Source organism: Paenibacillus brasilensis (assembly GCF_009363115.1).
Taxonomy (GTDB): domain Bacteria; phylum Bacillota; class Bacilli; order Paenibacillales; family Paenibacillaceae; genus Paenibacillus; species Paenibacillus brasilensis.
This window is the reverse complement of record NZ_CP045298.1, coordinates 4,999,647-5,026,218: the sequence shown is the minus strand read 5'-3', so window position 1 is coordinate 5,026,218 and position 26,572 is coordinate 4,999,647. Positions and strand designations below refer to the sequence as shown.

Below are 26,572 nucleotides of genomic sequence, written 5' to 3'. Positions count from 1 at the left end.
ATTACAACTAAGGAAACCAGTACACGCCTCAAACTTACCGAAATGTGGTACCGTATCTTTTGCTTAAACTGGTAACCTCACCGATTCAATGAGAACAAAGAACAAGCAAAAAAATAATCAGTGATTGATTCATAAATTAGGTCATACAAGTATTTTAAGAAGTGAATAGAGTCCAATACTCTATTTAATAAAGTAATCCAAGCTCTCTCCCCCGCTCTACAGCCTCTACTCGGTTAGATACCTGGAGTTTCGCGTAAATATTGATGACGTGAGATTTAACTGTAGCTAATGAAATACACAGCATAACTCCTATCTCTTTGTTACTACATCCCGTGGCTAACACTTGAAGTACCTCAAGCTCACGCTCACTGAGAATGGCTTTTTCACGCTCCTTAGGTGATACGGGCAAAGATACTTGCATTTTTGATTGTTCCAAGAGTGTCTGTATAAGCTGTGCAAAGCATTTTTCTTTGGAATTTAATTCCTGATCCGGATCTTTCAAAAATAGACCGAAATAAGGGCGAAGTCTTTCCATCTCCAAACAAAAAGGAGACAGGTACTCGTTTTCATATCCGTAATGAACAGCTTCTCGGAGTACTTGAAACAATTCTTTTCCCGGCACGCTTGATGCAGAAGCTATCAGAGTCATCTTTAATAATAACCCTTCTACCAGAATGGTTCGAATTCCATGTTTTCTTGCATGAGGCAGTAATACGTCAAGGTGCTGATAGGCAAGCTCTTTTTCTCCTCTTGCTACGCGAATCCGAGCACACGCCAAACGATCTTCCAAGCGTATAAAAGCTTTGGAGTGTGGTTCTTCGACTCTATTCAATAGTTCATTTTCCATTTCAATGTTACTCAATCCATACCTGAGCATGTATTTTAAAATAGACGTAAAATAGGTAGGACTTTGATAAAGGGGAAATTTCTTAAGTTCCTCCAGTAATTCAATCGCGCGTGTGTTATCGCCGTGAAGTACTCGAAGTTCCATTTCGTTATATAAATATGCACTTTTTAATTGACTGTCATCGTCGAAAAATATTTGTTTAGCCGTAGCAATTGACTCTTCAGCCAATTCAAGCTTCATCATCTTTAATTGGATGCCAGTTAGCCCGATCCAGTTGATAACTTTCATTGGATGTAGCATAGGATAATTCTCACAAAGATCAAACATGATTTCATACAGTGACAGACATGCCGAAAATTCACCTAACGTTTCCAGCACTTGGGCTTGGCTGCTCAAGATAGAAAAGCGCAAAAAAGGATTTGGCGACAATTTTTCCAACCGTTTTGCTTGATTGAGCCAATTCATGGCTGTCGCAAATTGATCTTTAAGCGACAACATTGTTCCACCAGTTACCAAAATAATGGCACGCGTAACTGCATCCATTTCAAAAGATTCCCAGTTTTCTAGCCATTCCATTCCAACAGGTAGATCAAAAACTTCATCTCCTAGCATAAAACGACACAACTGAAACAAGCTCCCTAATCCATCTTCCTCTTGCTGTGGTGTTAAATTTATGATTTGCCTCATATCTTCAATTTCTAAGTTACAAAAGTGATAAAACAACCGCTGAAACATAAGTGGGCGACTGGAAGATAAAATGTCCAGCGGAATTTGCCGAAGGTACGACCAATTTGGGAAGTGATGTCCTGTTGCTAATAATAAACGTATAGCTTCTTCATAGGCCTCAGCCCACAAATAATGCTGGAGGCTCTCTTCACTACTTCCCATTCGTTCATAAACTTCTGCTGCTCTAAGATGGAGCGATCGTACTGTATCTTCTCCTTGCTCGCGAAGCTTTGCCCTTAAAAAATCCCCAAATACCTGATGATAACGATATAAACCTTCTTCCTCATCCACGGTGATCACAAACAAATGCTTTTCTACCAACTTTGTGATAATCACCGCCGCATCATTAATGTCGAGCATCCAATTACATATCTTTTCATTGAAATATGCAAGCACAGATGTCTGAAGCATGAACTGTTGCTCCCAATCTGATACCGACCGCAAAATCTCATTAGATAAATAATCAACCATGTATCTGTTCAAGGTTCCGACTGGCTCCGTCAAAGTATGCGTATGGTGAACAACCGCAAGAGCAGACAGTTGTAAGCCGCCCACCCACCCTTCAGCCCATTGATACAACTTGTGAACAGTTGAAGGTTCGAGTGTTAAACCAAGCGTTTGAGTCAGAAATAAATTCGCTTCTTCGTGGGTAAATGCTAATTCGCGTTCGTTAACCTCCAGGTATTGTCCCGACATGGCAAGCTCCCCCAAATATAACTTTGGAGTTTCTCTGGTCAGTAGAACAATGCGGATTGTTTCGGGACTGAAGCGAAGAAAAAATGTCAGACTTTGAAGTAAGGTCGTGTCATCAATAAAGTGAAAATCATCTAATACCAGCGTTCCTACTGCTCTGCATTCCTCTAACCGATTGACTAGTAGCACAAGCAGGTGATCCAAATTAGGCTTTTGGGATAGTGCGTCAAACATTGTACGCAAGTGCTCTGGCTCTTGTCCAAACAGTCCCTTTAACGCTTCTAAAACGTAATACCAAAAAGAACGCGCATCGTTATTCGCTTCGTCAAGCGTAATCCAATACCATCCAAGATCTGGCCGCTCGCTCATGTAGGATGTCATAAGTGTGGTTTTTCCACTTCCTGCTGAGCCCTGCACGACCAAAACCTTGTGATCGGAGAGTCTATCAAGTTTCCGATACAATTCAGGACGCGGGACATATTGCTTACGTAATGCGGGTGCTTTCAATTTGGCGGAAAGCAGCTGAAAACTACCCATCTTTTCTTTTCACCTGCCTTAGTTCGTGTGAAAATATCTAATTCTACTATAACACGAAATTCCGAAGTTACCCGTAGAATCCTTTGCGAAAACGATTCTTACAAATGAGCCACCCTGCCGCCGCCAACACTGCGGACGCTACAATCACATAAAGTGCGTGCTCCCAATACAACCCTACTGCTCCTTTTAACTCCATTTCTTGAACGAGCGTTATAAAATGCTGTTGTGGGAAAACACTTGTAATAACCTTCATAATACCGTTCTCATGAGCAATTGTGTAAAAGCTGCCCGAAAGCACTGAACTTAAAAGAATAATGGCTGAAGATAATGATAGCCCATTATCAGAATTCTCGATCCACGCTGCCATAAACAGAGCAAAAGATACTGCTAACAGCGCAGGCAAGACAAGAAGTAAAGAGTATGTGCCAAGACCAAATCCGATATTGATTCCTACAGCTTTCGCTAGGGCTAACACTAGCCATGTCGGCACATAAACAGCCATAAATCCAAATAGACATTGTGCTGACAAATAGGGAACAATTCCTGCAGGAGATACGGCAGTCCGTCGAAACGTGCCCGTTTTTTTGTCATCCGAAAACAACTGTAAATAGAACAAAGCTTGAATAAGCAGGAACATGGTAAGGTAACCCAATATGTTGGTCCCAATTCCTCTTTGAGGCATTACAGGCAACGGCGCATGCGGGTGGACAATCGCTTGCTCTAGCTGCTGCTTAAATTCATCTGATTTCAATGATTCAATACGATGAGAGCCGTCGCTATTGAAAGTAACCACTGCATCATATCTATTTTTTACCAGCTCAGATTTAGGTGGCGGCTGCTGCAAATATTGAATCCGATACTGCTCTGAGCTGAGGGTCAAACTCACTTTTTGGCTTGTTACCACTGCTAAGGTGCCTTTCAATTCTGATTGAGCTGTAAAATAGATTGCCAGCGCCATTGATGCCAACGTCATTATTAGGGTAATCACAATAACATTCCTGCGGTTCCACATACGAAGGGAATGATTGCAAAAAATTCGAAAGGTCGCTTTCATATATAGTCCTCCGTTTTGAAAGTTCGTTTACAGCCCCATAAGAGTAGTAGGGACGCTATAACAAAGCTTAACAGTGTTGGTAGAAACAAGCTGAAATCTCCGTCGTAAACGATACGTAACACAGTTTCAACGACCCATTTGACTGGGGAGAAAAAGGATATGACTTCCGCCGTCCTACCGAGGCCGTCTAATTGGAAAAACAAACCACCCAGTATTGCGAGCACGCTGTTTATTATCGAAAGAATTTTGTTTGTTAATTCCTCACCTTTAAAGAGACAACAGAATAGGACACCGAGTGCAGATGAAAACAAATCGAAACAAAGAAGTACAACAGCTGTGTAAACTGCGGAGGTTCCACCTAGCCGAATGTTAAACACGAGTTGAAGTAGTGCTACAAGTACAATGGAGCAAAGGCCTGTAAATAGGAACGTGGCCGCAGTTTTGGACAAGTAAATGAACGACTTTGGGATCGGTGCGTACAATATGCGAAGATTGCTACGTTTCACATTTTGATCCATAAAACTATTTGCTGCCGTCATGGATACGTTTAAAGCGCTGTAAATTAGAATCGTCACGCCATAGTAATCGTAAGAGGTAACGTCACTTCCACCATATAGCCCTCCACCCAAATAACCAAGCACAAAGATTAAAAGTAGTGGAAAAATAGTGTTACTCAAGATAAGTGAGACATTCGTAGCCAAGTTGATAAAATCCCGCTTAAGAATAATGGAAAATGGAAATAGCAGCCCCGTTTTTTTTCTCGAATCGGTCATTGTCTTTTCCTCCTAATCCCGAAGCGTACGACCAGTCAAATTGAGAAAAACCATTTCCAGACTGGGCGAAAAGCCTGTCAGATTAATAATTTTAAGTCCATTTGAGGTTATGTTCACAATGATTTGGTCCAGATTTTCAATCCCTTTTAGAGTTGAGATGTGAATCCGGTTTCCGACGATGTCTACTTTCTTAACGCCGTCGATTCGGTATAGATCAATATCAGGCATTTCATTTATTTCTTCAACCTCTACTTCGTAACGTTTCTCATCGGCAAGCCGTTCCTTTAATTCTTCTTTGGTACCGGAAGCGATAACCTCGCCGTGATCAATAATCAATATTCGAGTAGATATTTCCTCCACTTCTTCCATGTAGTGTGTCGTATAGATGATCGTTGCTCCCTCGTCTCTCAGCTTGCGGATTGATCCAAGAATATGATTTCGAGACTGGGGATCAATACCTACCGTCGGTTCGTCCATAATAATCATTTTAGGACGATGCGCGATGGCACAAGCCATGTTGAGCCTCCGCTTCATTCCTCCAGAGAATGTCTTCGGTTTATCTTTACGGCGGTCCGTCAATCCGACGATTTCAAGCGCTTCATTTGTACCTTGCTCTAGTTCCGTACCCGTCATACCATATAGCGAAGCAAAAAAACGAACGTTAGCTTCGGCTGATATGTCCTCATACACCGCTAAATCCTGTGGAACAATTCCAAGTTCACGTTTGTATTGGCTCATTAGCCGTTCCACTGGCTCTCCACAGTATCGGATATTTCCCTGGTCCCCGCGCAGCGAGGTAGACAAAATATTGATTGTTGTAGTCTTTCCTGCCCCATTAGGGCCAAGAAAACATAAAATTTCACCTTGATGCACATCGAACGTTACATTGTTCAGCGATGTGCGGCTACCAAAGCTTTTGCTTAGCTCGCTTACTTCGATGATAGGTGAATTAGAGATCATAACAGCACCACTCCTCTTATTTTATGTTCTCATCTTACCGCGCAAGCCAATATAATAAATCAACCAAAGGGTCGATTCATAAGGTTGATTTTCCCCTCTAAGACAGTTTCATCCTCTGATGTTTATCGACTCATGCTCCACCAATATTCCATATCAAACCGTTTGAAGCATTTCATCATCTTCCTACGTTTTTGTCCAGTTCCGTACTTCAACAGAATATATCTCGAAATTTTTGCTTGTGGTACCCACATGGTCGGATTAAAGGCGTATAATTATTGAAGGAGCTTGCCGTTTTGCAAGCTCCTTCAATAATTCATACCCTACTGCCAATGTTTTATGTCAAACGTACCTATACCGATAACTCCCGAGATTTCTGACCCTGTATGTGTTGTTATCCGCTTGGCGCGTGGGAGAAATCCTTGATCAAGAACTGTGGTTTCTATAGCAGGTAAGAGTATGTCAATCCCTCCGGTCCCGCAATGAACATTAATTCGCTCCCTACCTGTTAGTTCAGTCCAGCCCAATGTAGCGCTTCCTGCCGTCAGCCGGATATCCGCATCACCACGAAGCTCATTCATTGAGACATCTCCAGTACTTAACTTTATCTGTACGTTAGAGGACTCTGTAATCCCAGCCACCTCTCCGGATGTACCCTCAACATTGATAGTGCCTCGTCCTCCATCTAAAACTAGAACTCCGGCCGTGAATTTAGCTTGTACATTCGTTTCTAGAGGTACATGAACCTCTATGAAGATTTTTTGATTCTCTCCCTGTTTCCAATATGATCTCAAGTTACTTCCCTGGAGCAGGAATGTGCCGCCAGAGCAAATTCGTTGAGGAGCAGATGTTTTTCGCCGGAAGCCACAAAGCTAATCTCTTTCTCTGCATCAAAACAAATCAACATATTTTCGAGTGTATGGACATCAATACGAAACTCAGTAATCCCTATGGCTGGAAAACGTTGATGGATCTGAGCATTCTTGATGGCTCCTTTAGGAAAGGTCTGAAGAGATTTAGGCATTCTCAATACCATATGTTTCACTCCTTTGTGAGACGTGACCACAAGTGTTCCACGTCCTTACTCAGTACACAAATTTCCTAACTGTCTGTATTGTATTCGAACGAAAGCTCAAGATCTCTGGCAATTTCCTGCTGAATTTTCAAAACACTCTGAATATGAGCTTTCGTTGTTAACGGATTCGCCAAAATAACCCTTAGTACGACAACAGAGTTCGGCATCCCTTCAATTCCGCACAGCGTTGTCCGGGAAACGAACGAATCTCCCTGCTGGCTTTGCATTTCTTGAAGGAGCTCATTGAAGTGATTAATTCGGTCGTGCTCTTCAGGACGCAGGGTACAGCTTCGAACAGCCTCGCGAAGGGATGCAGGAATGTAACGATAAGTTAAAATATTGATTTCTGGCTCGCCAATCAGCTCGAAGGCAGGATGACTAGCCAGCAGCTTAACCATCCAGTGATTTTTTCGGATACCTTCATCCAACAAATAGCCATAACCTTCACGCCCCGCTGGTACCCATTTTTATGTAATGCGAGGGCGTAACCATCCCGTTCCACGTCGGTATCTTGGTTATGCAACGCCACGTTGCGTGCAATCCACAAGGCAGTCAAGTTGGACAGCGTCCTCCCGAAGTCACAACCCCCAACGTGCTTGGTAGATTTTGCCCATGTTCGGTGTAAAAAGATTCACAACGGCTGTACACCAAGCGATACATAAACGCAAGTGTTTGGCGCTCAAGCACTGTAAATGACTTGGATGTTTCCACCTTCACCATGTTTTGGTTTAGTGCTACTAAAAGGCGGCTAAGCGATATGGAAAATATTGGCAACGCCGAGGTCATATGGCCGATAAGTTGGGAGAAGATGTATTGATACAATGGTGTACGACTTCTCGAATCAGATGGCTAATGTACTGCTCTGGGTGTATCGGAACTCCAGGAATAATTAATGCCTGGGCCTCCTCATCGGCTTTGGCCAGCGTATAGGTTGCTTTTGTGAAACTGAAGTTCATTCGTTTGAGCATTGCGCTGATTCCGCGCACACTCATCGTGATGCCAAACTCTCGCTTGATCCATTCTGCTACGAGCGGTAGGGTCCAGGTATAGCGAGCGTCAAAGCCCACATCGGCTGGTTGTTGCTGCTCCAGCATAGCGGCTAATTGGTTGCGTTGCTCTTTTGTGAGCTTAGTAGCTTTGCCAATAGATACTGATGGTTTGACGAATGCGACCGAGCAAATCACCGATCTCTGCAAACGAGTGTCCTTCCAAACGAAGACGTACGGCCAGGTACCTTTCGTAAAGCCGTTTATCCGTTGTTTCTTTCATGGCTGTATGCAATCGCTCGATTTCTTCGTTCTTCATTTTTATCGCCACCTTGAGTTGATCTTACTGTGTATTACCCGATTTGGCGATTTGAGTGGTGATGTTCGTTTGTTAATTCCGCTTTAAATAATTTATTTTATTTAAGTACTGCATGCATGTAATAAAAAAACAAAGTAAAAGACGCTAGTGGTTGAACCCGACCTTCGTGTACTAAAAGTAGCAGATATCGATACGAGTAAGTGTTGAAGAAAATAAAGGATTAGTCTCTCTAAAAATAAAAAAAGCGGTAAGTTTTGGACGAGAAAACAAAGTCCTAGACTACCGCTATTTTAATTGAATTAACATTCTTCGTTAGTGCAATGACTTCACTTTGTGTTTCGATATGGTGGAAAAACGTTAGGAGCTAATGTAAAATTAGAATTTTAAATAGAAGGATATTTCATTTTCATCCTTGTAACTTGAGTTTGAATACATCATAGTATCCACACCGCCAATTTCAAACCCATTCTTTAAATAAAATCGGCAAGCGAGTAAATTAACATCCTGCGTCTCAAGCGAAAATCCTTTCATTTCTTTTTGTAAAACCCATTCCTTTGCCTTGTTCAGTAAGGCAGTTCCTATTCCTATTCCTATTCCTATTCCTATTCCTATTCCTATTCCTTTTCCTCTGCTACCTTCGAATACAATAAGTCTGTCAATAGAAGCAAATTTATATTCGTAACCTATGCTTAATCTGATGTGTCCCAAGCATTTTCCTTCGGAATAACATAAGAAAGCAATGCAATCATCGCTATTCATATATTTATCAAGCTCTTCGTGTTCCGGCTATGTTGACATATAGGATTGTTCATAAAGTTCTTCTCGGTAACCCCACGTTCGATTTTCTAATTTGGGTATAAGCCTGCCTATGACTGTGAAAAGATAATCTTTGCATTCATAAATTTGTAGCACTGCCAAATCCATATGTTCTGGACTCCGGGTCGCCTATGTCGTATTTAATGAAGCTTTCAAAGATAAAATGTTGAAAGCCGTATACAACGTTAATGTTAAGACATCCTCATTAGATGTAGAAATCATCACCGAATTGAATCTGTCTGGAAGCGCAAATGCAATCGTTGCAAAGAAAAAAGATTGGCTCAGACAGCCAATGAGATGTTTGCTGAATTATTTCACAGTGCTCCTCAAACGGGGCATCCACTTAGCTTTTTTCGATGGCTTCCTTTAACTAAGCACATAGACGAAAACTATTCCGAAACGTTTTTTCTAAACAAAGGAGTGCGTGTGTTTCATTCCAATCGGTTTTTGAGTGGAACCCATACTGGAGCCAATTTCCTCAGAGTAGCCCTATCCTCGACTCATTCTTTGGAAGAATTAAGAATCGGTTTGGAGATGTTAAAAAGCACTATAGAACCAAATTTTTCAAACTGATAGATAACGGTCCATCGGCATTCATAAGTAGATTCTAGCTGCCGCCCGGTTGCGATTACCCTTGAGCGGGCGGCAGTACCAGAGATATTAGGTAACTTTGTGTCGATGTACAAGTGTCGATGACATCCGAATAAGTTGACTGACGTACACCTGGGAAAACTTACCAGATATACTTAAAAGCCGCCCTCGGGTGAGGGCTCTTGGTACCTTTAGCAATTGTTTCATTTCATGTAGCGATATTCCAGGAGATTCTTCAAATTTGAGATTTTCTGCAGCAGCTTCTCCCCGACATTGGTTTCCCTCACCAGCTTCCGCTCCAGTTCTTTGTCCACCAGTCTTTTTACAGATAATACGTCCGTTCCGTTACATAACACATCTTCTTTTGAATTAAATTTCTTATGGGCGACGAGCTGCATGCCAAAGGAATTATACAACAAGGTATATCCGGCGATGCCCGTTGTGGATTGATAGGCTTTGGAAAAACCGCCGTCAATGACGACCATTTTCCCGTTTGCTTTAACGGGGTTCTCTCCACGAATTTCTTTAACTGGCGTGTGGCCGTTAATGACATGTCCATGATCCGGATTCAAATCAAACTCCAGCAGGATTTTCCGACAGATCTCTTCATTTTCACGCAAATGGTAGTAAGGGTTCTTTCTCTCCTTATGGGTTTCTTTATCTTGGATAAAGTACCGTTCAAAAGTGGTCATTTCTCTCTTTCCAAAGAGCGAGGAACATTCCCCTGTCCAGATGTACCATACCATATCCGTCGCTAGATCATCTGTCTCTTCCGGATGCGCAAAGGCGTAACGTAAATAATCTTCAAAAACATCGAGCAACTGACGGCCCGAATACGTCTTGTCATTAATCTGCATTTCTTGCATGTTTCCTTCTTCATCCAGAGGAATACAGCCGTGAATTAACAGATTCCCGTTGTATTTTAAATAAAGGCTGCCCTTTTTCATAAGAAAATTCATATGTCTGGCCAGCTTTTCGGAATGCTGAACGGAGAACAGCAGCTTTTCCATCACCTGCTGTTCTTCTTCCAGCAATTGTCCAGGCTGCTGCGGATTTACGGTTGCGAAACAGGTGTTTTCCAGCGGGTAAGTTTTTCCGCCGATCTTGATTTCATTTTTGTCGTAATCGATCTGCTCAAGCAAAAGCCTTTCAGACATATTAAAGTATGGGCGTCTCTTGATAATCGGGATTTCAAGCTTAAACTGGATCAAGGCAATGGCTTGATGAATTTTGGTAATCTGCAGGATTTCCTGCTCCGATGCGTTATGGTCGACCTGCAGCTTCGGTCTGAAGGCCGGATTGTCGTCATAGTATTTCTCCGCCAAGTTCAGAAGTGGGCGAAGATTGATTCCGTATACGTCTTCAACGATGTCCAAATTGTCGTATCTGGCGCAGATCCGGATAATATTCGCAAGGCAGACCAGGGAACCCGCATAGGCGCCTATCCACAGGACATCATGGTTCCCCCACTGAATGTCTACAGAATGGTAGTTGATCAGCGTGTCCATAATTTTGTCTGGGTCAGGCCCGCGGTCATAGATATCTCCGACCACATGAAGATGGTCAACCACTAGGGACTGGGTCGTATAAGCAAGGCCGATAATGAGCTTGTCCGCCTGGCCCAAGGAGATAATTTGCTGGTATATCTCCTCATAATAAGAATCCTTATTGTTGGTCAAATCCGTCTTGTATAGAAGCTCTTCTACAATATATACAAACTGCTCCGGCAGAGCTTTACGCAATTTCGAGCGCGTATATTTGGAAGAGGCATAAGAAATGAGCTTAAGCATTTGTTCAATCGTTTGTCTATGCCACCGGTTCAAGGCTTGTTTATTGCACAGATCCGCTTTAACCAGCTGTATTTTTTCTTCCGGATAATAAACTAACGCCGCAAAATCATTGATTTCATTATCTGTCCAAACCTCACGGAATAAATCCTTGATTTTCTCCTTTACATTACCCGAACCGTTTCTTAGTACATGCTGAAAAGCATGGAACTCCCCATGCAAATCACTGACATAATGCTCAGTTCCCTTGGGAAGATTGGAGATCGCTTCAAGGTTGATGATCTCTGTTATGACTTTTTCTTCCGTATCATATTTCTCGGCCAATAAATCTAGAAACTGCTCATCCAAAACAGATGTCCCCCTTAAAGGAAGTATGGTGATGTACAGCGGGTCCAAAAGCTTTATTCAACCTACAATTCAGCATTGATTTTAACGGATTTCCAATTCGAAAAATATCTAAAGGGAAAAACATTAGGTTTTTGATACCTCTTCACCTGTATGGTTAACAATAAAAATAAAATTATTTATGTGGTGATATCAGCATCGCCTTCCCCCATCATACTCCAGTTCCTCATGAATGAACAAACTTCATCCAACATCTGAGCAATTTAGGTGTGGCACGAAGAACAGCAGAGACTATTCTAGCCGAAATTGGCTCTAATATGAATCAGTATCCTTCCGCCGCCCATTTATGTTCTTGGGCAGGGCTGTGTCCGGGTCAGAATGAAAGCGCCGGAACGATTGTCCGGCAAGACGCGAAAAGGAAATAAGAAACTCCGAAGTACGCTTGTAGAAGCTGCGAAGGCTGCGGCTAGAACAAAAGAAACGTATTTATCCAGCCAGTATCATCGGATTTCCGCGCGTCGGGGAGCTAACCGAGCGACGGTTGCAGTAGCACACAGTATATTATCTATGGTTTACTATATCCTTAAGCGGAAACAACCCTACATCGAGCTAGGTCCAACCTACTACGAGAAACGAAAACGGGACGTGATCATCAAGCATTCCATTAAGAAACTGGAGTCATTAGGTGTATCAATTACTGTGAATACGGCAGCTTCCTGATCGTTATGCAAACCATACATTACTAATGCCCCTGGCTATTTTTTTGTTTGCCGGAGGGTCGCTTTCTTGTTGCCTTTTTTAGGTGTTCTACGGAGCGATATTTTCAGGATAGACCGACAATGCTTCATAATACGAACGGGCAGGATAGTTAAAGCTGACGATTAATCGTGTGGCCTTACGACTACAAAAAAAAGCGCCGGCTCACGATGATATCATGGAACTGGCGCTTATTCGATTGTTTCCATATATACGTTCAAATAGAGCTGCTAACAACCGTTCCAAGAGCACCGCCGCTTCCACCCCCAAGGGTGCAAACTGATCAGCGCTGCGCCCCTGGGCCTACTCGTCCCATTGGGCACTGCGGGACTCCGGCTGGTTGCTATTCAGGAAGCGCGTGTCAATTGCGATGAGCCGTTCGCTCTATGCCATCAGCAGTTACTTTGTACAGTTGGTGCGGCAGGTCGTGTCCCATGCCGTCAACCAACATTAGCTCGGCTCCCGGGATGGAAGAAGCCGTGTCCTCACCACACGCCGGGACGAACAGGGGATCGTCCATCCCATGAATGACAAGTGCTGGTACTTTTATGGTCGCCAGCCGCGGACGACGGTCACCGGAGACAGCGATCGCAGCAATTTGTCGTCCGACACTGCCTGGATCGTAGGCTCGCTGGACTTCCTCCAGAATGAGTGCCCGATAAGCGTCTTCTTCAAACGGATAGCCAGCGCCGGCGATGCGTTTGGCAAAAGAGAGGCTGTGCGCCAAAAATCCTGCTTCATCCTCAAATGGGCTCGGCGCCGGTTTAGTCATCATCCCCATGACATCCGGGGAAGCTTGCGGAAGAGTGGGATTACCGGAACTAGACATAATGGAGGTGAGTGATAAAACCCGTTCAGGGTACTCACTGGCTGCAATCTGGGCGATCATTCCGCCCATTGACCTGCCAACGAAATGTGCCCGGTCAATTGAAAGGGCGTCGAGCAGTCCGATAGCGTCGTTGGACATGTCATCGAGAGTGTAAGGGATGTCCGGTCGCTGTCCCGACATGAGAGCGGTCGCTAATGCGTCAAAATCCAGTGCCCGATAATGGCTGAAGTGTGTTGAGCAACCTACGTCGCGATTGTCAAAGCGGATCACCCGAAAGCCCCGCGCTGCCAATAGTTCACAAAACGGAACCGTCCAGCGGATCATCTGGGTTCCAAGCCCGGCGATTAGGATAATAGCCTCGTCATTTTCGTTACCGAAACTATCATAGGCCAACTCAACACCGTTAACTTTTAGAATGTTCATGGTCATGCTCTCCTTTAATTAATTCGGTTTCGGAAGTTCTGCCATAGGCAGAAGGCGTGAATCTTCTATCGCTGCAGTCCGGTGACCGATACCGGCCAGGTAGTCTTGATGACTTGAAAAAGCTAGAAATGACTGCGTGCTACTCTGGCGGATCAGCATGACAAGATCCCATTTCTCGTCTTCGGGTCCAATAAGAAACTCTCCGCCATCGCCAAGAAACACGATTTCACCTCCGCTTTCACGGAGATATGGGAGGGTGTGCTCAATATAGCGGTTGAAAGCTTCGGCACCGCTAATAGGGACTTCCGGTGTTAGTTCAGGATTGGCTGTGTAATCAGCAACATCGCGAAAACGCAGTAGGTTCAACATGACGATGCTGCCCTCAATGCCTCGTTGCATGAACCTCATGCCAGCGCGTTGCGTTGGTTCAATGTAACGAATAGATTCTAACTCAGTCATAGTGACTCCTTTCGCAATTCCTTTTTAATTCTTTAAGCCCCCATATGTTTCATTCATAAGTTCTCTTCAGGGAATGCATTGGCGGCTAATCTCTTGACATGGTTTCTGATATCAGGTACCCAGTCATCGATGAAGTGGTAAAAACGATCCAAATCACCGGCATACAGTGCCCGCAGAGCTTCTTCGTATTGATTGAAGTCCCCGGCCATAGCTGTCATAAAGTTATATGTTGCTTCTTGTGACTCTCGTATTGTGCTCTGTTGATCTCCAGCACGACGAGCTTCATCAATGAGTTTTCGTAATGTTACCGACGCCCCTCCAGGTTGACTCTTGAGCCATTCCCAATGCCGAGGCAATAACGTAACCTCACCGGATACAACACCCAGCTTGGGTCGACCGACCCGGCGTGTAGTCTGGTGATTCACTTCTGTACCGGATGAGTCACCAAACTGTTCTCCTAATCGTTTAAGCACCTCATCTGTCTTCCCACGAAAATCAACATCTATTGGCTTCCCCGTGGAATCGTCAAATATAAGCAGCTGTGTGAGTTCTCTGTCACTCAGAGCATCCTTCACTGTAGTAACAACGTGCTGTAAGGAACCACTGGCGACGACTCCTACACCCAAAAATGCCGTGCAGTAAAAGCGTGTTAGGGCATTACTCATGTAGACCTCCTTTCTGCTCGTCTCAATTATACCCGGGTAAAAATAAAAAATCAATATTACCCGGGTAAAATATGCTTTCCCGTTCGTAATGTAGGGAATAAATGCAAAAGATATGGCCTAAGAGGAACCGCGTTGTTGAAGGCGGAACTGGCAAAGTATTTGCTCAGCGAGCGGCCAGACTACGCGTACTTGAAAAGCTTATTCCAGCACTTGAGAGTGGAGCGACGAAATAATCAATGTTACTGTCGAGTGGAAAGGTATTATAAAAGAGCTACAGCTTTCAACTAACGAGGAACGTTAGTTGAACGACAACTGCGGCAGTCTATCCTGAAAATATCGCTCCGTAGAACACCTAAAAAAGGCAACAAGAAAGCGACCCTCCGGCAAACAAAAAAATAGCCAGGGGCATTAGTAATGTATGGTTTGCATAACGATCAGGAAGCTGCCGTATTCACAGTAATTGATACACCTAATGACTCCAGTTTCTTAATGGAATGCTTGATGATCACATCCCGTTTTCGTTTCTCGTAGTAGGTTGGACCTAGCTCGATGTAGGGTTGTTTCCGCTTAAGAATATAGTAAACCATAGATAATATACTGTGTGCTACTGCAACGGTCGCTCGGTTAGCTCCCCGACGCGCGGAAATCCGGTGATACTGGCTGGATAAATACGTTTCTTTTGTTCTAGCCGCAGCCTTCGCAGCTTCTACAAGCGTACTTCGGAGTTTCTTATTTCCTTTTCGCGTCTTGCCGGACAATCGTTTTCCGGCGCTTTCATTCTGACCCGGACACAGCCCTGCCCAAGAACATAAATGGGCGGCGGAAGGATACTGATTCATATTAGAGCCAATTTCGGCTAGAATAGTCTCTGCTGTTCTTCGTGCCACACCTGGGATGGTGTCAAGCAGTTCCAAGTCTTCATCAAAAGGGAGCATGCGCTTTTTAATTTCCTCATCCAACCTGCCAATCTCTTCGTCCAAATAATCGACGTGACGGAGCTGAGCTCCCAGCATCAGTTTCTGATGAGGGCCCATTAAGCCGTTCAATGCTCGCTTCAAATCCGCTTTTTTGCTTTTCAACTTTCGTTTTGCCAGATCAGATAAAGCTTCAGGATCGGTTTCGCCAGCAATCATCGCCTCAATCATTGCACGTCCTGATTTCCCAAGCACATTGCTGGCAACCGAGGAAAGCTTGATGTTTGCTCCTTCCAGCACCTTTTGAATGCGGCTGACTTCCCGAGCTCGCTCTTCGATGAGACTACGGCGGTAGCGAATCAATTCCCTCAGCTCTCTTTGCTCGCGATTTGGGATAAAGCTACCCTTCAATAGACCATGCCGGAGCAATCCAGCAATCCATTCCGTGTCTTTGACGTCAGTCTTGCGTCCCGGAACATTCTTGATGTGCTGGGCATTCACAACAAGAGTCTCAATCTCCTCAAGCTCCAACAGGTTGTAGATTGGTTTCCAATATGCTCCAGTGCTTTCCATCGCTACATGAGTGCATTCCTTGACTTTGAGCCAATCTACAAGCAAAATTAAATCGTCGGTCATCGTGCCAAACGTACGGATTTCTTTACCTTCAGGCGTGATGGCGCAGGCAACGATGTTCTTTTTATGAACGTCAAGTCCGCACACATGACTGTAAACAACGTCCATTCGTAGCCTTCTCCTTACGGCAGCAAGATTGAAGGGGCTGGTGCAACAACCACATATGGTTATTCTATCCTGCGTGCTTCCAAATTCGGAGCAACAATCTGTGGTGCACCTGGTCGTTAGGGTCAGTCTAATACTCGGGCTCGAAGCACCATTGACTGCCGACCTGCCTTCGCCAGCCGTAAGTAAATTATATCGCATGCCTACCATTTTCATCATCTGATGGTGCTGCGTTAGCGGCATGGGCGTCTAATACTTTATTTTCGCCGAACATCAGGAGATGATAAACCATTTTAATCCTTATATCGCGAGTTTTATCGTACGATTCTTATTAAAAGTGTCGGAATATGTGCTTTAGACAAAACGGCTTTATCATATCAACTTCAATCAAAACCGGATGGTAAGTGTCTCTTTTTTCTCAAGCGTCATTTGGGATACGATGTCCTTTATCTTGTCCAAGGATTTCATCACCTTCGTTCACTTTAAGCACTTCGCCTTCGGTGATCCCTGTTTCATTAAAAGCATCTACTCTAACATAAATCGGCTGACCTTTGATTAAAGAACTTAATGTAACCCGATTACAGCCGGAAATCAGATAACTGTGATACAGTTTATCCGGTGCAAAACCCCAAATTACGTTATGAACAATAGCATCATCCTCTTCCCATGTAACCGGAAGATCAAGCTCGCTTATTAGAGTAGTTTGGATTCCGCTAGTTTGTTTAGGCAGTGAACCTGTTCCGCCCCCCAAACACTCTTAGCCCGGAAATACATGCGTTTTGGCTATAAGGGAGTTCTTTAACTGGGCACCTGATATACCTTGCCTTAATTCCATCCTCTTTTACGATAAGATCATGTGACAAATTGGAAGTCGATAAAATTAGAAGCTGCTCTCCACCATGTTTGAACATTCTCATCCGTGGCCCTCGTTGCATCTCCTCCCTCTTCATAGGAAGATGCCTTAGCCGGCTTCCCATAAAAAAGCAGCATCCATTCGGGATTCTTCCATGGATTTATGTTTGCCTGTTCGATATTGAAGGGCCAGTCTCCATATCGCTGATTGCAAAATAATTCCCCATCTTGATCGAAACCCGCCGGCCATAGCCCCAACCGTCTTTCGAATGCGTGGTTAACACTAATTCTCATGGTCGCTGCATGCCAAAGGTTACCGTGACAATCTTCCACGGTAGACCCATGACCGGCACCTGAAATAAAGCCCCTTGGTTTATAAGAATAAGGATTATTTAGGGCCAGGGTATACGGTCCGAGTGGTTTGTCCGATACGTAAACCCCATCCGAGTAAACGTTGTATTCCGTTCCAGGACTGGCGTACTGAAGATAGTATTTACCATTGTGCTTATTCATCCATGCTCCCTCTGTAAAGGGATTGTTGCTGATAGCGCTTTCTCAATATTTGAAGATATCTTCCGGAATACCGGGGTAACGGACCTGAACGATTTCTTCAAGCTGTTCCGGCGATTTGGCGATATGATTTTCAAAGTTTCTTTCAAAGCCATGTTCTTTAATATTTCCATAAATGAGAGCGACCGGCTCCCCTTTAGGTTTCATATCCTCCGGATGAAGTTCGACTCCAAAGATGGGGGTTTGGTTGGAACATCCCCAATAGAAATAAATTTTACCATCCTCATCTTCGAACAGATGTGGATCCCAGAATGAAAAAGTCCCCCTCTATTGCTTCTCCAAAACTTCAGCTGCTATTTTGTTGGAAAGTAGTTCGCCTATGTTGAGTTTTCAGAAAATGCCATTCTTCGCCGGTCCTTCTGCAGCAGGATCGAACCCAGTAGCAAAGAAAAGTAACATTCCGGCACCAGCAAGTCGTTTAAGGCAGATGTTCGAACGACGCTTCTTTCACATCGCGGGAACTCGATCCGATATAAACCTTGAACTTCCCCGGTTCGGCCTCATATTTTCGATCCAAATTCCAAAAAGCCAAATCGGACTCGGTAATGGTGAAGCTGATTTCTTGTGCTTCGCCTGCGGCTAATGTCACCTTTTTGAACCCCTTAAGCTCTTTCACCGGACGAACTACACTGCCATAAAGGTCCTGAATGTACAACTGGACGATTTCCTCTCCCTGTACCGAACCTGTATTGGTAACCGTCACGTTGGCAGTATTTATCTCTGAAACATTCATCTGCAATTGAGATAACCGAATTTCCGAATACTCGAACGTAGTATAGCTTAGCCCGTAACCGAAAGGATACAACGGGTCATTGGAACCATCGATATACTTGGAAAAGAACTTTAAATGCTTATTACTTTCCGTTACAGGTCTTCCGGTGCTAAAGTAATTGTAGTATACCGGTACTTGTCCGATATGAGCGGGGAAACTCATCGTCAGTTTGCCGGACGGATTATAATTGCCAAAGAGCACATCTGCTATGGCATACCCGGCTTGAGATCTCAGGAACCATGTCTCCACGATGGCGTCCATATGATGCTCAAACCAATCCAGCACAAGAGGACGTCCATTTGTTAGAACCAATACGGTCGGTTTGCCTGCCTTAACAACTGCTTCCGCCAGTTTCTGTTGAACCTTCGGTAATGTAATATCCATACGGGATGCAGCCTCGCCAGACATTTCACTGTTCTCACCAAGGGCAAGAATAACGATGTCGGCTTGTTCCGCCGCAGAAACTGCCCGCTCCAGTCCTCCTACAATCGGCTCTTCAACCTTGCATCCTTCTTCGAGCAAAAGATTTGCCGCCGGTACTCCCTGTTCTTCAATCCCTTGCCGGAACGTAACGGTTTCATTCGCATATCGGGACCACTGCCACGGTCCCAGCAGATCCTTGCTGTCACCGAATGGACCAATCACAGGCTATTTTCCGTTCCTTGCTTGTAATCGGGAGCAAACCGTTATTTTTCAACATAACGATGGATTTCTGCGCCAGACTACGACTCGCTGCTAAATGACTTGGATGGAAGTGATATTCCTCTTCCATTTCCGGGCGTACATAACGGAACGGGTCGTCTATAATGCCGATCTTATACTTAAAGGTCAAAATCCGACGTACCGCTTGGTCCAATTGCTCTTCCGTAACGAGTCCCTGTTCGATCAATTCATGCAAATGATCATAAGAACGAGTCACCATTTCAATATCCAACGTTGCATCAAGAGCCTTTTTTGCTGCTTCTTTACTGTCCCTTGCGTTCCCGTGAGCGACGATTTCGTCAATGGAGCCGTAGTCGGAAATCAGTATACCGTCAAAGCCTAGTTCTCCTCTCAGCAAATCGTTAAGGAGGTAGCGGTTTCCGGCCACTGGAACACCCTGGTAAGTATTAAAGGCATTCATCACCGACCCGGCGCCCGATTCAATCCCCGCTTTGAAGGGCGGTAAGTAGACATTCCGCAGGGTGCCTTCCGAAATATTTACCGTATTGTAATCCCTTCCAGCTTCGGCAACTCCGTATGCGATGGAATGCTTTAAATAAGCAATAAGTGTCTCAGGGTCGTGTAAGCTGTTACCTTGGTAGCCTTCTACTTGAGCTTTGGCGATTAGACTTCCCAGGTAAGGATCTTCGCCTGCCCCTTCTACAACGCGGCCCCATCTAGGATCCCTCGTAACATCGACCATCGGGCCGTGGTTATACGTGATACCGCTGGCAGTAGCCTCTTTGGCGGCAATCGCACAAGCTTCCTTGATAGATTCCAAGTCCCAACTGCAGGACCAAGCAAGCGGCACGGGAAATACTGTCTGAAACCCATGTATAACGTCAAAATTAAACAGCAACGGAATACCATGCGGGGATTGCTCTACCGCTATTTTTTGGAGTTCGTACACGCGGCGACCGGTTACGGCCGACAGAACCGAACCAGCCCGGCCTTCCGCAACCAGTTTCTCCGGTGAGTCAGACGCAAGCTCTGATCCAAGCGAGAGGTTTGTAGACATACACTGACTCAATTGACCAATCTTATCAGTAATGGACATCTTGCTGAGAAGAGCTTCAACGGCTAGATAAATCTCTTTATCGTCGCGTTGCTTTACATCATGCTTCCGATAAGGAGCTATTTCGGAAATGAGCGTATCCGCGAGCGATGGACCAGGCCCTTTCGCACCTTTTACGAAGAATGCTTCCTGGAAGGGAAGCTTGATCCTACCCTGGAACTCTTCATCTTTAAAAGTCAGTTCAAATTCAAGCGTTTCATTTGGCACAAATGATGATGTCCCCTTAGCCTGCAGCGTGTTGCCTTCTACAGTCAACTCAGTGATATCGATGGGGAACGGAAACGGTTCCAGGACGACCGATAAGACATAAGTTTCTTTCTTTTCTATGACAAACTGCATTTTAATAGTGGATTGTGGCGTTTGATGCAGAAAACTCCAAGTACCAATCATACAATTCAACTCTCTCTCATTTTTTAAAATCAACCTTTCACCGCGCCGATAGCCAAACCTTTCACGAAATACTTTTGGAAGAAAGGGTAAGCCATCATGATCGGAGCGATGCTGATCACAGCAATCGCCATACGGAAGGCTTCGCTGGGAATCTGCTTCATTGACTCGGAGGCCAGTGAACTTACAGAACTATTGTTGGCCAAAAATTGAATGTTGCTCATCAGTTGATTCATCACGTTTTGCAAGCTGAGTAGTTTAGGATTCGTGATGTAAATCAAGCCATTGAGGCAGTCATATTTTTTGCAGGTTTTTCGGATGAATTTACCATCGTCTCTTCTTTATTATTACTACAAGCCGACAATAGTAACATGAAGATGATGAGCAATGCACTAAACAACTTCAGCCTTTTCTTCATGGTTATCCCACATTTACATTAGACTTCCCACTTGCGAAACCGTTATCAAAAGCTAACAATTAGCGGGTAACTACAGTTTACTTTAGCCGAAACCTCGGCACTGCTCCCATAACGACTTCCCGTTATTCATATGACGACTTTCGTGTTCAAAGGTATACGGGAGTCACACCTCCCGAATATCTTATTAATGGCTAAGAAAAACGATTGGACGTAGGGGGATGCACCACATGTCCAATCGTTTTTCAATCCTCTTCTAGTTGCGAACTACTGGCTGATAGGCTTAAGAACAACTTCCACACGATGGATCCGGTCATCTGGAAAGAGAGGCAACAGATTTCCACTGATGTGGCTTCCGTCCACCTGTATCTCCGGTTGTCCTATGGACAACCGTGATGGGTTCCGGATGGTGATTTCATAACGCGTGCCACGGAATTCCCTAAACACCTGGGCTTCTTCCCAATCTGCCGGGAAGCACGGGTCAATCCGGAGGCCATCATAGTCCCGCTTTATCCCCATAATTCCGTCCAAGAGGGACATGAGTCCCCATGCCGAGGTTCCGGTTGTCCATGATTGGTAGGACTTCCCATAATATTTGGGGTGAACTGAATAACAATTAGTGAAGACATACGGCTCCGCTCCAGATTGTGTGGATGGATTTGCTTCACTGTCTGGAATGATCTTCAGCAAAGTGCGTAGGGCTTCTACTCCCCTGCCTGCCTTGCAATCCGCCATAAATTTGAAACCGGTTGCGTGGCAGTAAACTCCGCCGTTCTCGAATAGCCCGGGAAGCATGCCGGCCATTCTGCCTACATGGGGAGAATATTCCGTATAGGGAGGCATATTGATCGGGAAACCAAAATCATGCTCCATGCTGACCATGGAATCCAGCACCTTGGGCAGCTTCTCTTCATCCGGAATATCAGCTAGTACGGCCCACGATTGTGCGTTAATATAGATTTTGCTCCCCTTGCTGTCTTTGGAGCCGATATTCTCTTCTTTGCTAAGAGCGCGCATATACCAGCTTCCGTCCCAAGCCATTTCGTTAATCGCATTGCGGAGGATATGGTACTGTTCATCCAAGTACCCAGCATAACCTGTGTCGACCAATCGCCGGATCAACGCTGACAACTCTTTCAGTGCATAACAGAACTGCTGGGATAGCATGACAGATTCCGCATCCGGGTCCGTTGTAATATTCAAGGCATCGTTCCAATCCGCGAAGAAAATCCGCACCAGGCCATGCTTCCCTTTGTCTTCAATCAACCGGTTGACTGCAGCCTTTACATGCTCCAGCATCGTTGCCGAGCCTTCATCCTGATATTCGATCTCCATATCCAGAAGAGAATAATCCCCGGTTTCTTTAATCAACTCACACACCGCCCAGATAATCCAGAACGGCTGGTCCGAATAACGGATAGCATCATATGGATACCAAGTCAGCACAGCATGTCCTGCCTTAAACTGATGCCGTAAGCATTCAATGATTTCCTCTTTTGCCCTATCCTGCCTGTAATTTAGAAGAGCTACTGCAATCTGGAGATTGTCCCGAACCCCCTTCTTGCCAACAATGCAGAAGTCAATCTGTTTTTTCACCCATTCGTTCATAAGCACGTTCAGCTTCTCATGAGGCGTAACAATATGGAGGCCAGCGTATTTGCACTTCTGGTACTCCTTTGTTTCCAGTAATGCTTGTTCGATACGGTCCCTGTTGCTGTATTGCTCCATCGTTTGAACCGCTTCTTCCAACGATTCACTGACCCCCAGCACATAATACAGCTCCTTCTCTTCACCAGCTGCCAGTACCAGCTTGTTCTGCAAGACCCCACCGAGGTTAACAAGCGTAGTTAAAGAATTCGTACAATCTTTCCCCTTCACTACAACGTCCGGCCGCTGGAACAACGGTGCTGGCATGGCTCCAACCTAGTATATGACCCCAGATCTCCCAAAAACTCTCCCAGATTGCCATCAAAGGCGTGGACGGTTTCCGAGCAGGCGATATAACTGTTGTATCTGTTATGGGGCGCGAAGGGATGTTTGGACTGGCAGTAAATACCGTTCAGCCTCTCATCAAAGAAGGTTTCACAGCTCCTGTACATTTCGTAATACCGCGGGTAATTAAAGCCTTCAAGCTCAAAGCTCACGGTAGAAAATACGCTGATATTCTTAACTTTATCCGTATTATTCCTGACCTTGACTACCATACCTCGTTATAGCCTTCATGCGGGACCAAAAGCTTCCAGGAAGCATGGACGCCGTTCTTTTGTGATTGGAGAATGGAATATCCAATATTGTGCTCACATGAGAAATCCTCGACTTCTTCATTTAATGGGCCTTCCCCTATATTCCAGTACACATTGGCGTCATCATCGCGCAAGTACAGGTATTTGGCATCCTGATTATTGATCATACACATGTCTACTTTTGAATTGATATAATAGCTTCGGCCATGCCCAATTTGGGAAACTTGTGTGCAATATCCTTGCTCGCTCCACAAATAATTGTACCAATGCCTCGGAGGCCGTGGCGTATTAATAATACAAGAGTTACCTTTATCAGAAAAATGATGAATTTTATCTACTTTCATTTTCTCACTCCTAGTAAACGGTTATGGAAATAGAGGAATTGTTATCTCCTTTGGGAGAATCCCGACAATGGAGGTCTGATTGGTATTACCTATTACCGCTTTCTCTTCGAGATGATATTTTAGCGTTTCAGTTCTGTAATCGTTACATTTGATGAAAATGCCTTTCGTTCAACAATAGTTTTTTCACCTATAATCTCAAAGGTACCTTATTATACAAAATATGATGAATTCCACAAACAAAGAGTTGATAACTCTCAAATATAAATAATTGAACGACAATAAACATGAATCCTATGTTATCATGCCTAGACTCGGATCACTCTTACTTCATGGTTGTTTAGCTTGCAGCACAGACAGATGATAGCTTTATTCAAACGGCCCGTACAAGGTATATCAAGCGGCGAAGTGTATATCGTACGTAACTTAGCTGCGGAACCCTGTGCCAGCGGTTAAAAAGACTGAAGATATGGAAGACAACAGAGACGTTTCTTATTGTATAAATGTATGAAATCTTCAATTCGTCTATCCGCTTCTCAATACTTCCGATGATGATCCTGAGATTATAGATCGTTCACTTTCTGCCGTGAACGATCAAGCCTGTGATTTAAGGATTGCTCCTGTGATAGTGACTGCTCGCTCGTGAAATGATTCCCATAACCCGGATTGATTCGTCGGAAATGAGATCAAGTTCTTGTAATTTGGCTTTGACAAGAACTTGATCTCATATAATAAAAAAAGCCGCAATTACGCGGCCCTTAAAGAGATAATGCTCTTGTCACCCGACACAAATTGTCCAGTGTCACAAAGTTTATCCCCTTTTCCATAAACAATCATTCCCGGCCCACTATCTTTAATTTACTAAACCGATTATTGCAAAGGGAACTTTCATCATGTAGTATATCAATTAATGGAATGGTCAATTCACCCATAAAGAAACGGTTTGAACAGTCCATATTTTAGTATTTAATAACACCCGAGGTGAATCTGATGTTAATAGTTAACCGAGACGACGGACGCCCCATTTGGCAACAACTTCTGGATCAATCAATCCATAATATCACAACCGGGAAATGGCCTCCCGGCGAGTTGCTGCTCCCTTCTCGTGAACTCGCTCAATTGGTTGGTGTTTCGCGTTCAACCATACAGATCGTTTATGAGGAATTATTCAGCCGAGGGTACACTGTGACATCTCGTCGTGGCGGTACAAGAGTTAGTGAATGGGCGTACAAGCCCCATTCTTTAGAGGAAGTATCACCTCAAGGGCCCGTGCTCCCCGAATTGCCTTTATTAAACGTTTCGGTCGGTCATTTGCACAATTGGATCAGAGGCAAAGAAAATCAAAATGTAGAAATTGATTTCAGCCCTCATGAACCGTATTTGGATGAACATTTTCAAAAAAATTGGAGACAATCGTTTTTACAAGCCTCCACAGAAATAGATCTGGACAGTTGGGCTTACGGCAATCCCTACGGGTTCGTGCCGCTGCGTGAACAGATTCAACGATACTTGTCCCTTGAACGAGGCGTCCACGTGCATCTCGATCAAATACTACTAACCTCGGGTGCACAGCATAGCATCGATTTGATCGCCCAGGCCCTTTTAAATGAAGGAGAAACGGTTTCTGTTGAAGATCCTGGCTTTCCTGCTGCCTGGATGGCAATGAAATATCGACGTATGCATGTTGTTCCCGTTCCTGTTGACGAATCCGGTCTACAAGTAGATCGTATCCACCCGCAATCCAAGCTTGTTTTTGTCACACCTTCGCACCAGTGTGCGGTTGGAGTCATTATGTCGGAACTCCGCAGGCAACAATTGTTGCACATGGCCGCTCAACATCCATTTTGGATTGTTGAGGACGATTACGATAGCGAATTTCGATATCGCGGCGACCCGCTTCCAACTTTATTCAGCCAGCAACCTCAGAACATATTGTATATGATGAGTTTTTCCAAGATGGTTGCTCCGGGTATACGGATATCGGCGATCGTGGGTCCCAATGAAGCCATTCGCCAACTTAGCCATGTCCATGAATTAACCTATCGCCACCTTCCGATTATGGAGCAATTAACGCTTGCTCATTTTATCGAAAATGGTCATTTCACACGACATATGAGAAGAATTCGAAATGTATACCGACGTAGACACGAAGCCATGACGAAAGCCATCACCGCGACAGGTCTGGGCGAACGATTCACACTAAGCGGCGTAGAAACAGGATTGCATATGTTTCTTGAAGCTGAAAAGCCGTTCGACGAAGAAGTCTTGACGTACCAAGCGCTCGAAAAAGGCATCCGTGTGTATCCGCTTAGCACGTACTGCTTGGAAAGCGATCGAAAAGGATGGGTGCTGGGTTTTTCCAAAGTAGATGAAGCAGCCATTGAGGAAGGTATTTATCGGCTTGCGGAGATGCTTTTATAACACAAGCATCCCCGCCCCAGATTGATCTATTATGCAGGTCTTTCTTCTGGAAAGGAGGACCTTGTACTTCCCTCAAACATGACCCATTATATCAATGGCATTATCTATTTTATCGTTAGTAAGCATGGTATAAACTTTTTCAGCTCGTTCAAACAATCGGTCCTCGATCAGAATTTCATTTGAAGGATTTAAAATAGAACCCGATGTCTCCGTTCCGATTACTGCCGCACAAAAATTGACCGCCACTGCAGCAGCGGAGCCAAAGCTTGATCCACCCGTTGAAAAGGAGCGGTGGATTGAGAAACCTGACCCCCTTGGGAGCTATAGCCTGTGGCATTCTTATGGTCATAAAATTTCCGAATTCCGTCATGTTGGTTTTCCCCCTAATAACGGCGCCCTGCGCTCTTAACATTTTAATTACAAATACATCGTCTTGCGTCGCATACGAGTCAGCTAAAGCCAATGAGCCCGCACTTGTATGCATACCTGCTGTATGGATCTAAC

24 protein-coding genes and 2 pseudogenes are annotated in these 26,572 nt (G+C 44.5%); 2 read left to right on the top strand and 24 right to left on the bottom strand.

The window, feature by feature from the left end; genetic code table 11:
- Nucleotides 1-184: 184 nt before the first annotated feature.
- The 11 genes from GCU48_RS23745 to GCU48_RS23695 form a co-directional block, all read right to left on the bottom strand.
- Nucleotides 185-2,803: a helix-turn-helix transcriptional regulator gene (locus tag GCU48_RS23745; RefSeq protein ID WP_152381671.1), complete on the bottom strand. Its 2,619-nt coding sequence runs from the start codon at nt 2,801-2,803 to the stop codon at nt 185-187.
- 67 nt (nt 2,804-2,870) lie between these two features.
- Complete coding sequence (locus tag GCU48_RS23740; RefSeq protein ID WP_152381670.1) at nt 2,871-3,857, bottom strand: ABC transporter permease; 987 nt, start codon at nt 3,855-3,857, stop codon at nt 2,871-2,873.
- Nucleotides 3,854-4,630: an ABC transporter permease gene (locus GCU48_RS23735; RefSeq protein ID WP_025718058.1), complete on the bottom strand. Its 777-nt coding sequence runs from the start codon at nt 4,628-4,630 to the stop codon at nt 3,854-3,856. The genes GCU48_RS23740 and GCU48_RS23735 overlap by 4 nt, the downstream gene beginning before the upstream one ends.
- A gap of 12 nt (nt 4,631-4,642) precedes the next feature.
- A complete protein-coding gene (locus GCU48_RS23730; RefSeq protein WP_152381669.1) occupies nt 4,643-5,590 on the bottom strand; it encodes an ABC transporter ATP-binding protein in 948 nt (315 codons plus the stop codon).
- Nucleotides 5,591-5,910: 320 nt separating this feature from the next.
- Complete coding sequence (locus GCU48_RS23725; RefSeq protein ID WP_152381668.1) at nt 5,911-6,168, bottom strand: hypothetical protein; 258 nt, start codon at nt 6,166-6,168, stop codon at nt 5,911-5,913.
- 209 nt (nt 6,169-6,377) lie between these two features.
- Nucleotides 6,378-6,623, bottom strand: a complete 246-nt coding sequence (locus GCU48_RS23720) for a hypothetical protein (protein ID WP_152381667.1) — start codon at nt 6,621-6,623, stop codon at nt 6,378-6,380.
- Between the two features lie 65 nt (nt 6,624-6,688).
- The gene (locus tag GCU48_RS23715; protein ID WP_152381666.1) at nt 6,689-7,093 is read right to left on the bottom strand and encodes a hypothetical protein; all 405 of its coding nucleotides are present in this window, start codon (nt 7,091-7,093) and stop codon (nt 6,689-6,691) included.
- 351 nt (nt 7,094-7,444) lie between these two features.
- Nucleotides 7,445-7,858, bottom strand: coding sequence for a helix-turn-helix domain-containing protein (locus GCU48_RS23710; RefSeq protein ID WP_152381665.1), 414 nt, complete (start codon nt 7,856-7,858; stop codon nt 7,445-7,447).
- A complete protein-coding gene (locus GCU48_RS27160) occupies nt 7,791-7,967 on the bottom strand; it encodes a helix-turn-helix domain-containing protein (protein WP_167518757.1) in 177 nt (58 codons plus the stop codon). Before GCU48_RS27160 ends, GCU48_RS23710 begins: the two co-directional genes overlap by 68 nt.
- Nucleotides 7,968-8,342: 375 nt before the next feature.
- Nucleotides 8,343-8,726, bottom strand: a complete 384-nt coding sequence (locus GCU48_RS23705) for a GNAT family N-acetyltransferase (protein ID WP_244315909.1) — start codon at nt 8,724-8,726, stop codon at nt 8,343-8,345.
- Between the two features lie 851 nt (nt 8,727-9,577).
- The gene (locus tag GCU48_RS23695; RefSeq protein ID WP_152381664.1) at nt 9,578-11,509 is read right to left on the bottom strand and encodes a fructose-1,6-bisphosphatase; all 1,932 of its coding nucleotides are present in this window, start codon (nt 11,507-11,509) and stop codon (nt 9,578-9,580) included.
- Between the two features lie 263 nt (nt 11,510-11,772).
- On the opposite strand from GCU48_RS23695, the pseudogene GCU48_RS23690 reads away from it, so the two are divergent.
- A pseudogene (locus GCU48_RS23690) lies at nt 11,773-12,226 on the top strand (transposase); the annotation flags it as partial.
- A 397-nt stretch (nt 12,227-12,623) separates the two neighbouring features.
- Here GCU48_RS23690 and GCU48_RS23685 read toward each other — a convergent pair.
- The 12 genes from GCU48_RS23685 to GCU48_RS29515 form a co-directional block, all read right to left on the bottom strand.
- Entirely contained in the window at nt 12,624-13,415 is a 792-nt protein-coding gene (locus tag GCU48_RS23685) for an alpha/beta fold hydrolase (protein WP_244316348.1), read from the bottom strand.
- Between the two features lie 117 nt (nt 13,416-13,532).
- A complete protein-coding gene (locus GCU48_RS23680; RefSeq protein ID WP_152381662.1) occupies nt 13,533-13,973 on the bottom strand; it encodes a DUF1330 domain-containing protein in 441 nt (146 codons plus the stop codon).
- Between the two features lie 53 nt (nt 13,974-14,026).
- Complete coding sequence (locus GCU48_RS23675) at nt 14,027-14,638, bottom strand: DUF2239 family protein (protein WP_152381661.1); 612 nt, start codon at nt 14,636-14,638, stop codon at nt 14,027-14,029.
- A 434-nt stretch (nt 14,639-15,072) separates the two neighbouring features.
- A complete protein-coding gene (locus GCU48_RS23670; RefSeq protein ID WP_152381660.1) occupies nt 15,073-16,293 on the bottom strand; it encodes an IS110 family RNA-guided transposase in 1,221 nt (406 codons plus the stop codon).
- 415 nt (nt 16,294-16,708) lie between these two features.
- Nucleotides 16,709-17,041 carry a hypothetical protein gene (locus tag GCU48_RS23665; RefSeq protein ID WP_152381659.1) on the bottom strand — a complete coding sequence of 111 codons (333 nt, stop codon included), beginning with the start codon at nt 17,039-17,041 and terminating at the stop codon, nt 16,709-16,711.
- Nucleotides 17,042-17,142: 101 nt separating this feature from the next.
- Entirely contained in the window at nt 17,143-17,655 is a 513-nt protein-coding gene (locus GCU48_RS23660) for a family 43 glycosylhydrolase (RefSeq protein WP_152381658.1), read from the bottom strand.
- A gap of 42 nt (nt 17,656-17,697) precedes the next feature.
- Entirely contained in the window at nt 17,698-17,859 is a 162-nt protein-coding gene (locus tag GCU48_RS27155; protein WP_167518756.1) for a hypothetical protein, read from the bottom strand.
- 271 nt (nt 17,860-18,130) lie between these two features.
- Nucleotides 18,131-19,129 carry a glycoside hydrolase family 3 C-terminal domain-containing protein gene (locus GCU48_RS28385; protein ID WP_244315907.1) on the bottom strand — a complete coding sequence of 333 codons (999 nt, stop codon included), beginning with the start codon at nt 19,127-19,129 and terminating at the stop codon, nt 18,131-18,133.
- Nucleotides 19,110-20,651: a glycoside hydrolase family 3 protein gene (locus GCU48_RS28380; RefSeq protein ID WP_244315905.1), complete on the bottom strand. Its 1,542-nt coding sequence runs from the start codon at nt 20,649-20,651 to the stop codon at nt 19,110-19,112. The genes GCU48_RS28385 and GCU48_RS28380 overlap by 20 nt, the downstream gene beginning before the upstream one ends.
- A 29-nt stretch (nt 20,652-20,680) precedes the next feature.
- Nucleotides 20,681-20,872, bottom strand: a complete 192-nt coding sequence (locus GCU48_RS23650) for a hypothetical protein (RefSeq protein WP_244315903.1) — start codon at nt 20,870-20,872, stop codon at nt 20,681-20,683.
- A gap of 458 nt (nt 20,873-21,330) precedes the next feature.
- A complete protein-coding gene (locus GCU48_RS23645) occupies nt 21,331-22,977 on the bottom strand; it encodes a GH36-type glycosyl hydrolase domain-containing protein (protein WP_208811904.1) in 1,647 nt (548 codons plus the stop codon).
- A gap of 283 nt (nt 22,978-23,260) precedes the next feature.
- Nucleotides 23,261-23,650 carry a hypothetical protein gene (locus GCU48_RS29515; protein WP_208811900.1) on the bottom strand — a complete coding sequence of 130 codons (390 nt, stop codon included), beginning with the start codon at nt 23,648-23,650 and terminating at the stop codon, nt 23,261-23,263.
- 987 nt (nt 23,651-24,637) lie between these two features.
- Between GCU48_RS29515 and pdxR the strand changes: the two genes are divergently transcribed.
- A complete protein-coding gene (gene pdxR / locus GCU48_RS23640; RefSeq protein WP_152381657.1) occupies nt 24,638-26,068 on the top strand; it encodes a MocR-like pyridoxine biosynthesis transcription factor PdxR in 1,431 nt (476 codons plus the stop codon).
- 180 nt (nt 26,069-26,248) lie between these two features.
- Here pdxR and GCU48_RS28700 read toward each other — a convergent pair.
- Nucleotides 26,249-26,552 (bottom strand): annotated as a pseudogene (locus GCU48_RS28700) (amidase family protein); the annotation flags it as partial.
- Between the last annotated feature and the right edge of the window lie 20 nt (nt 26,553-26,572).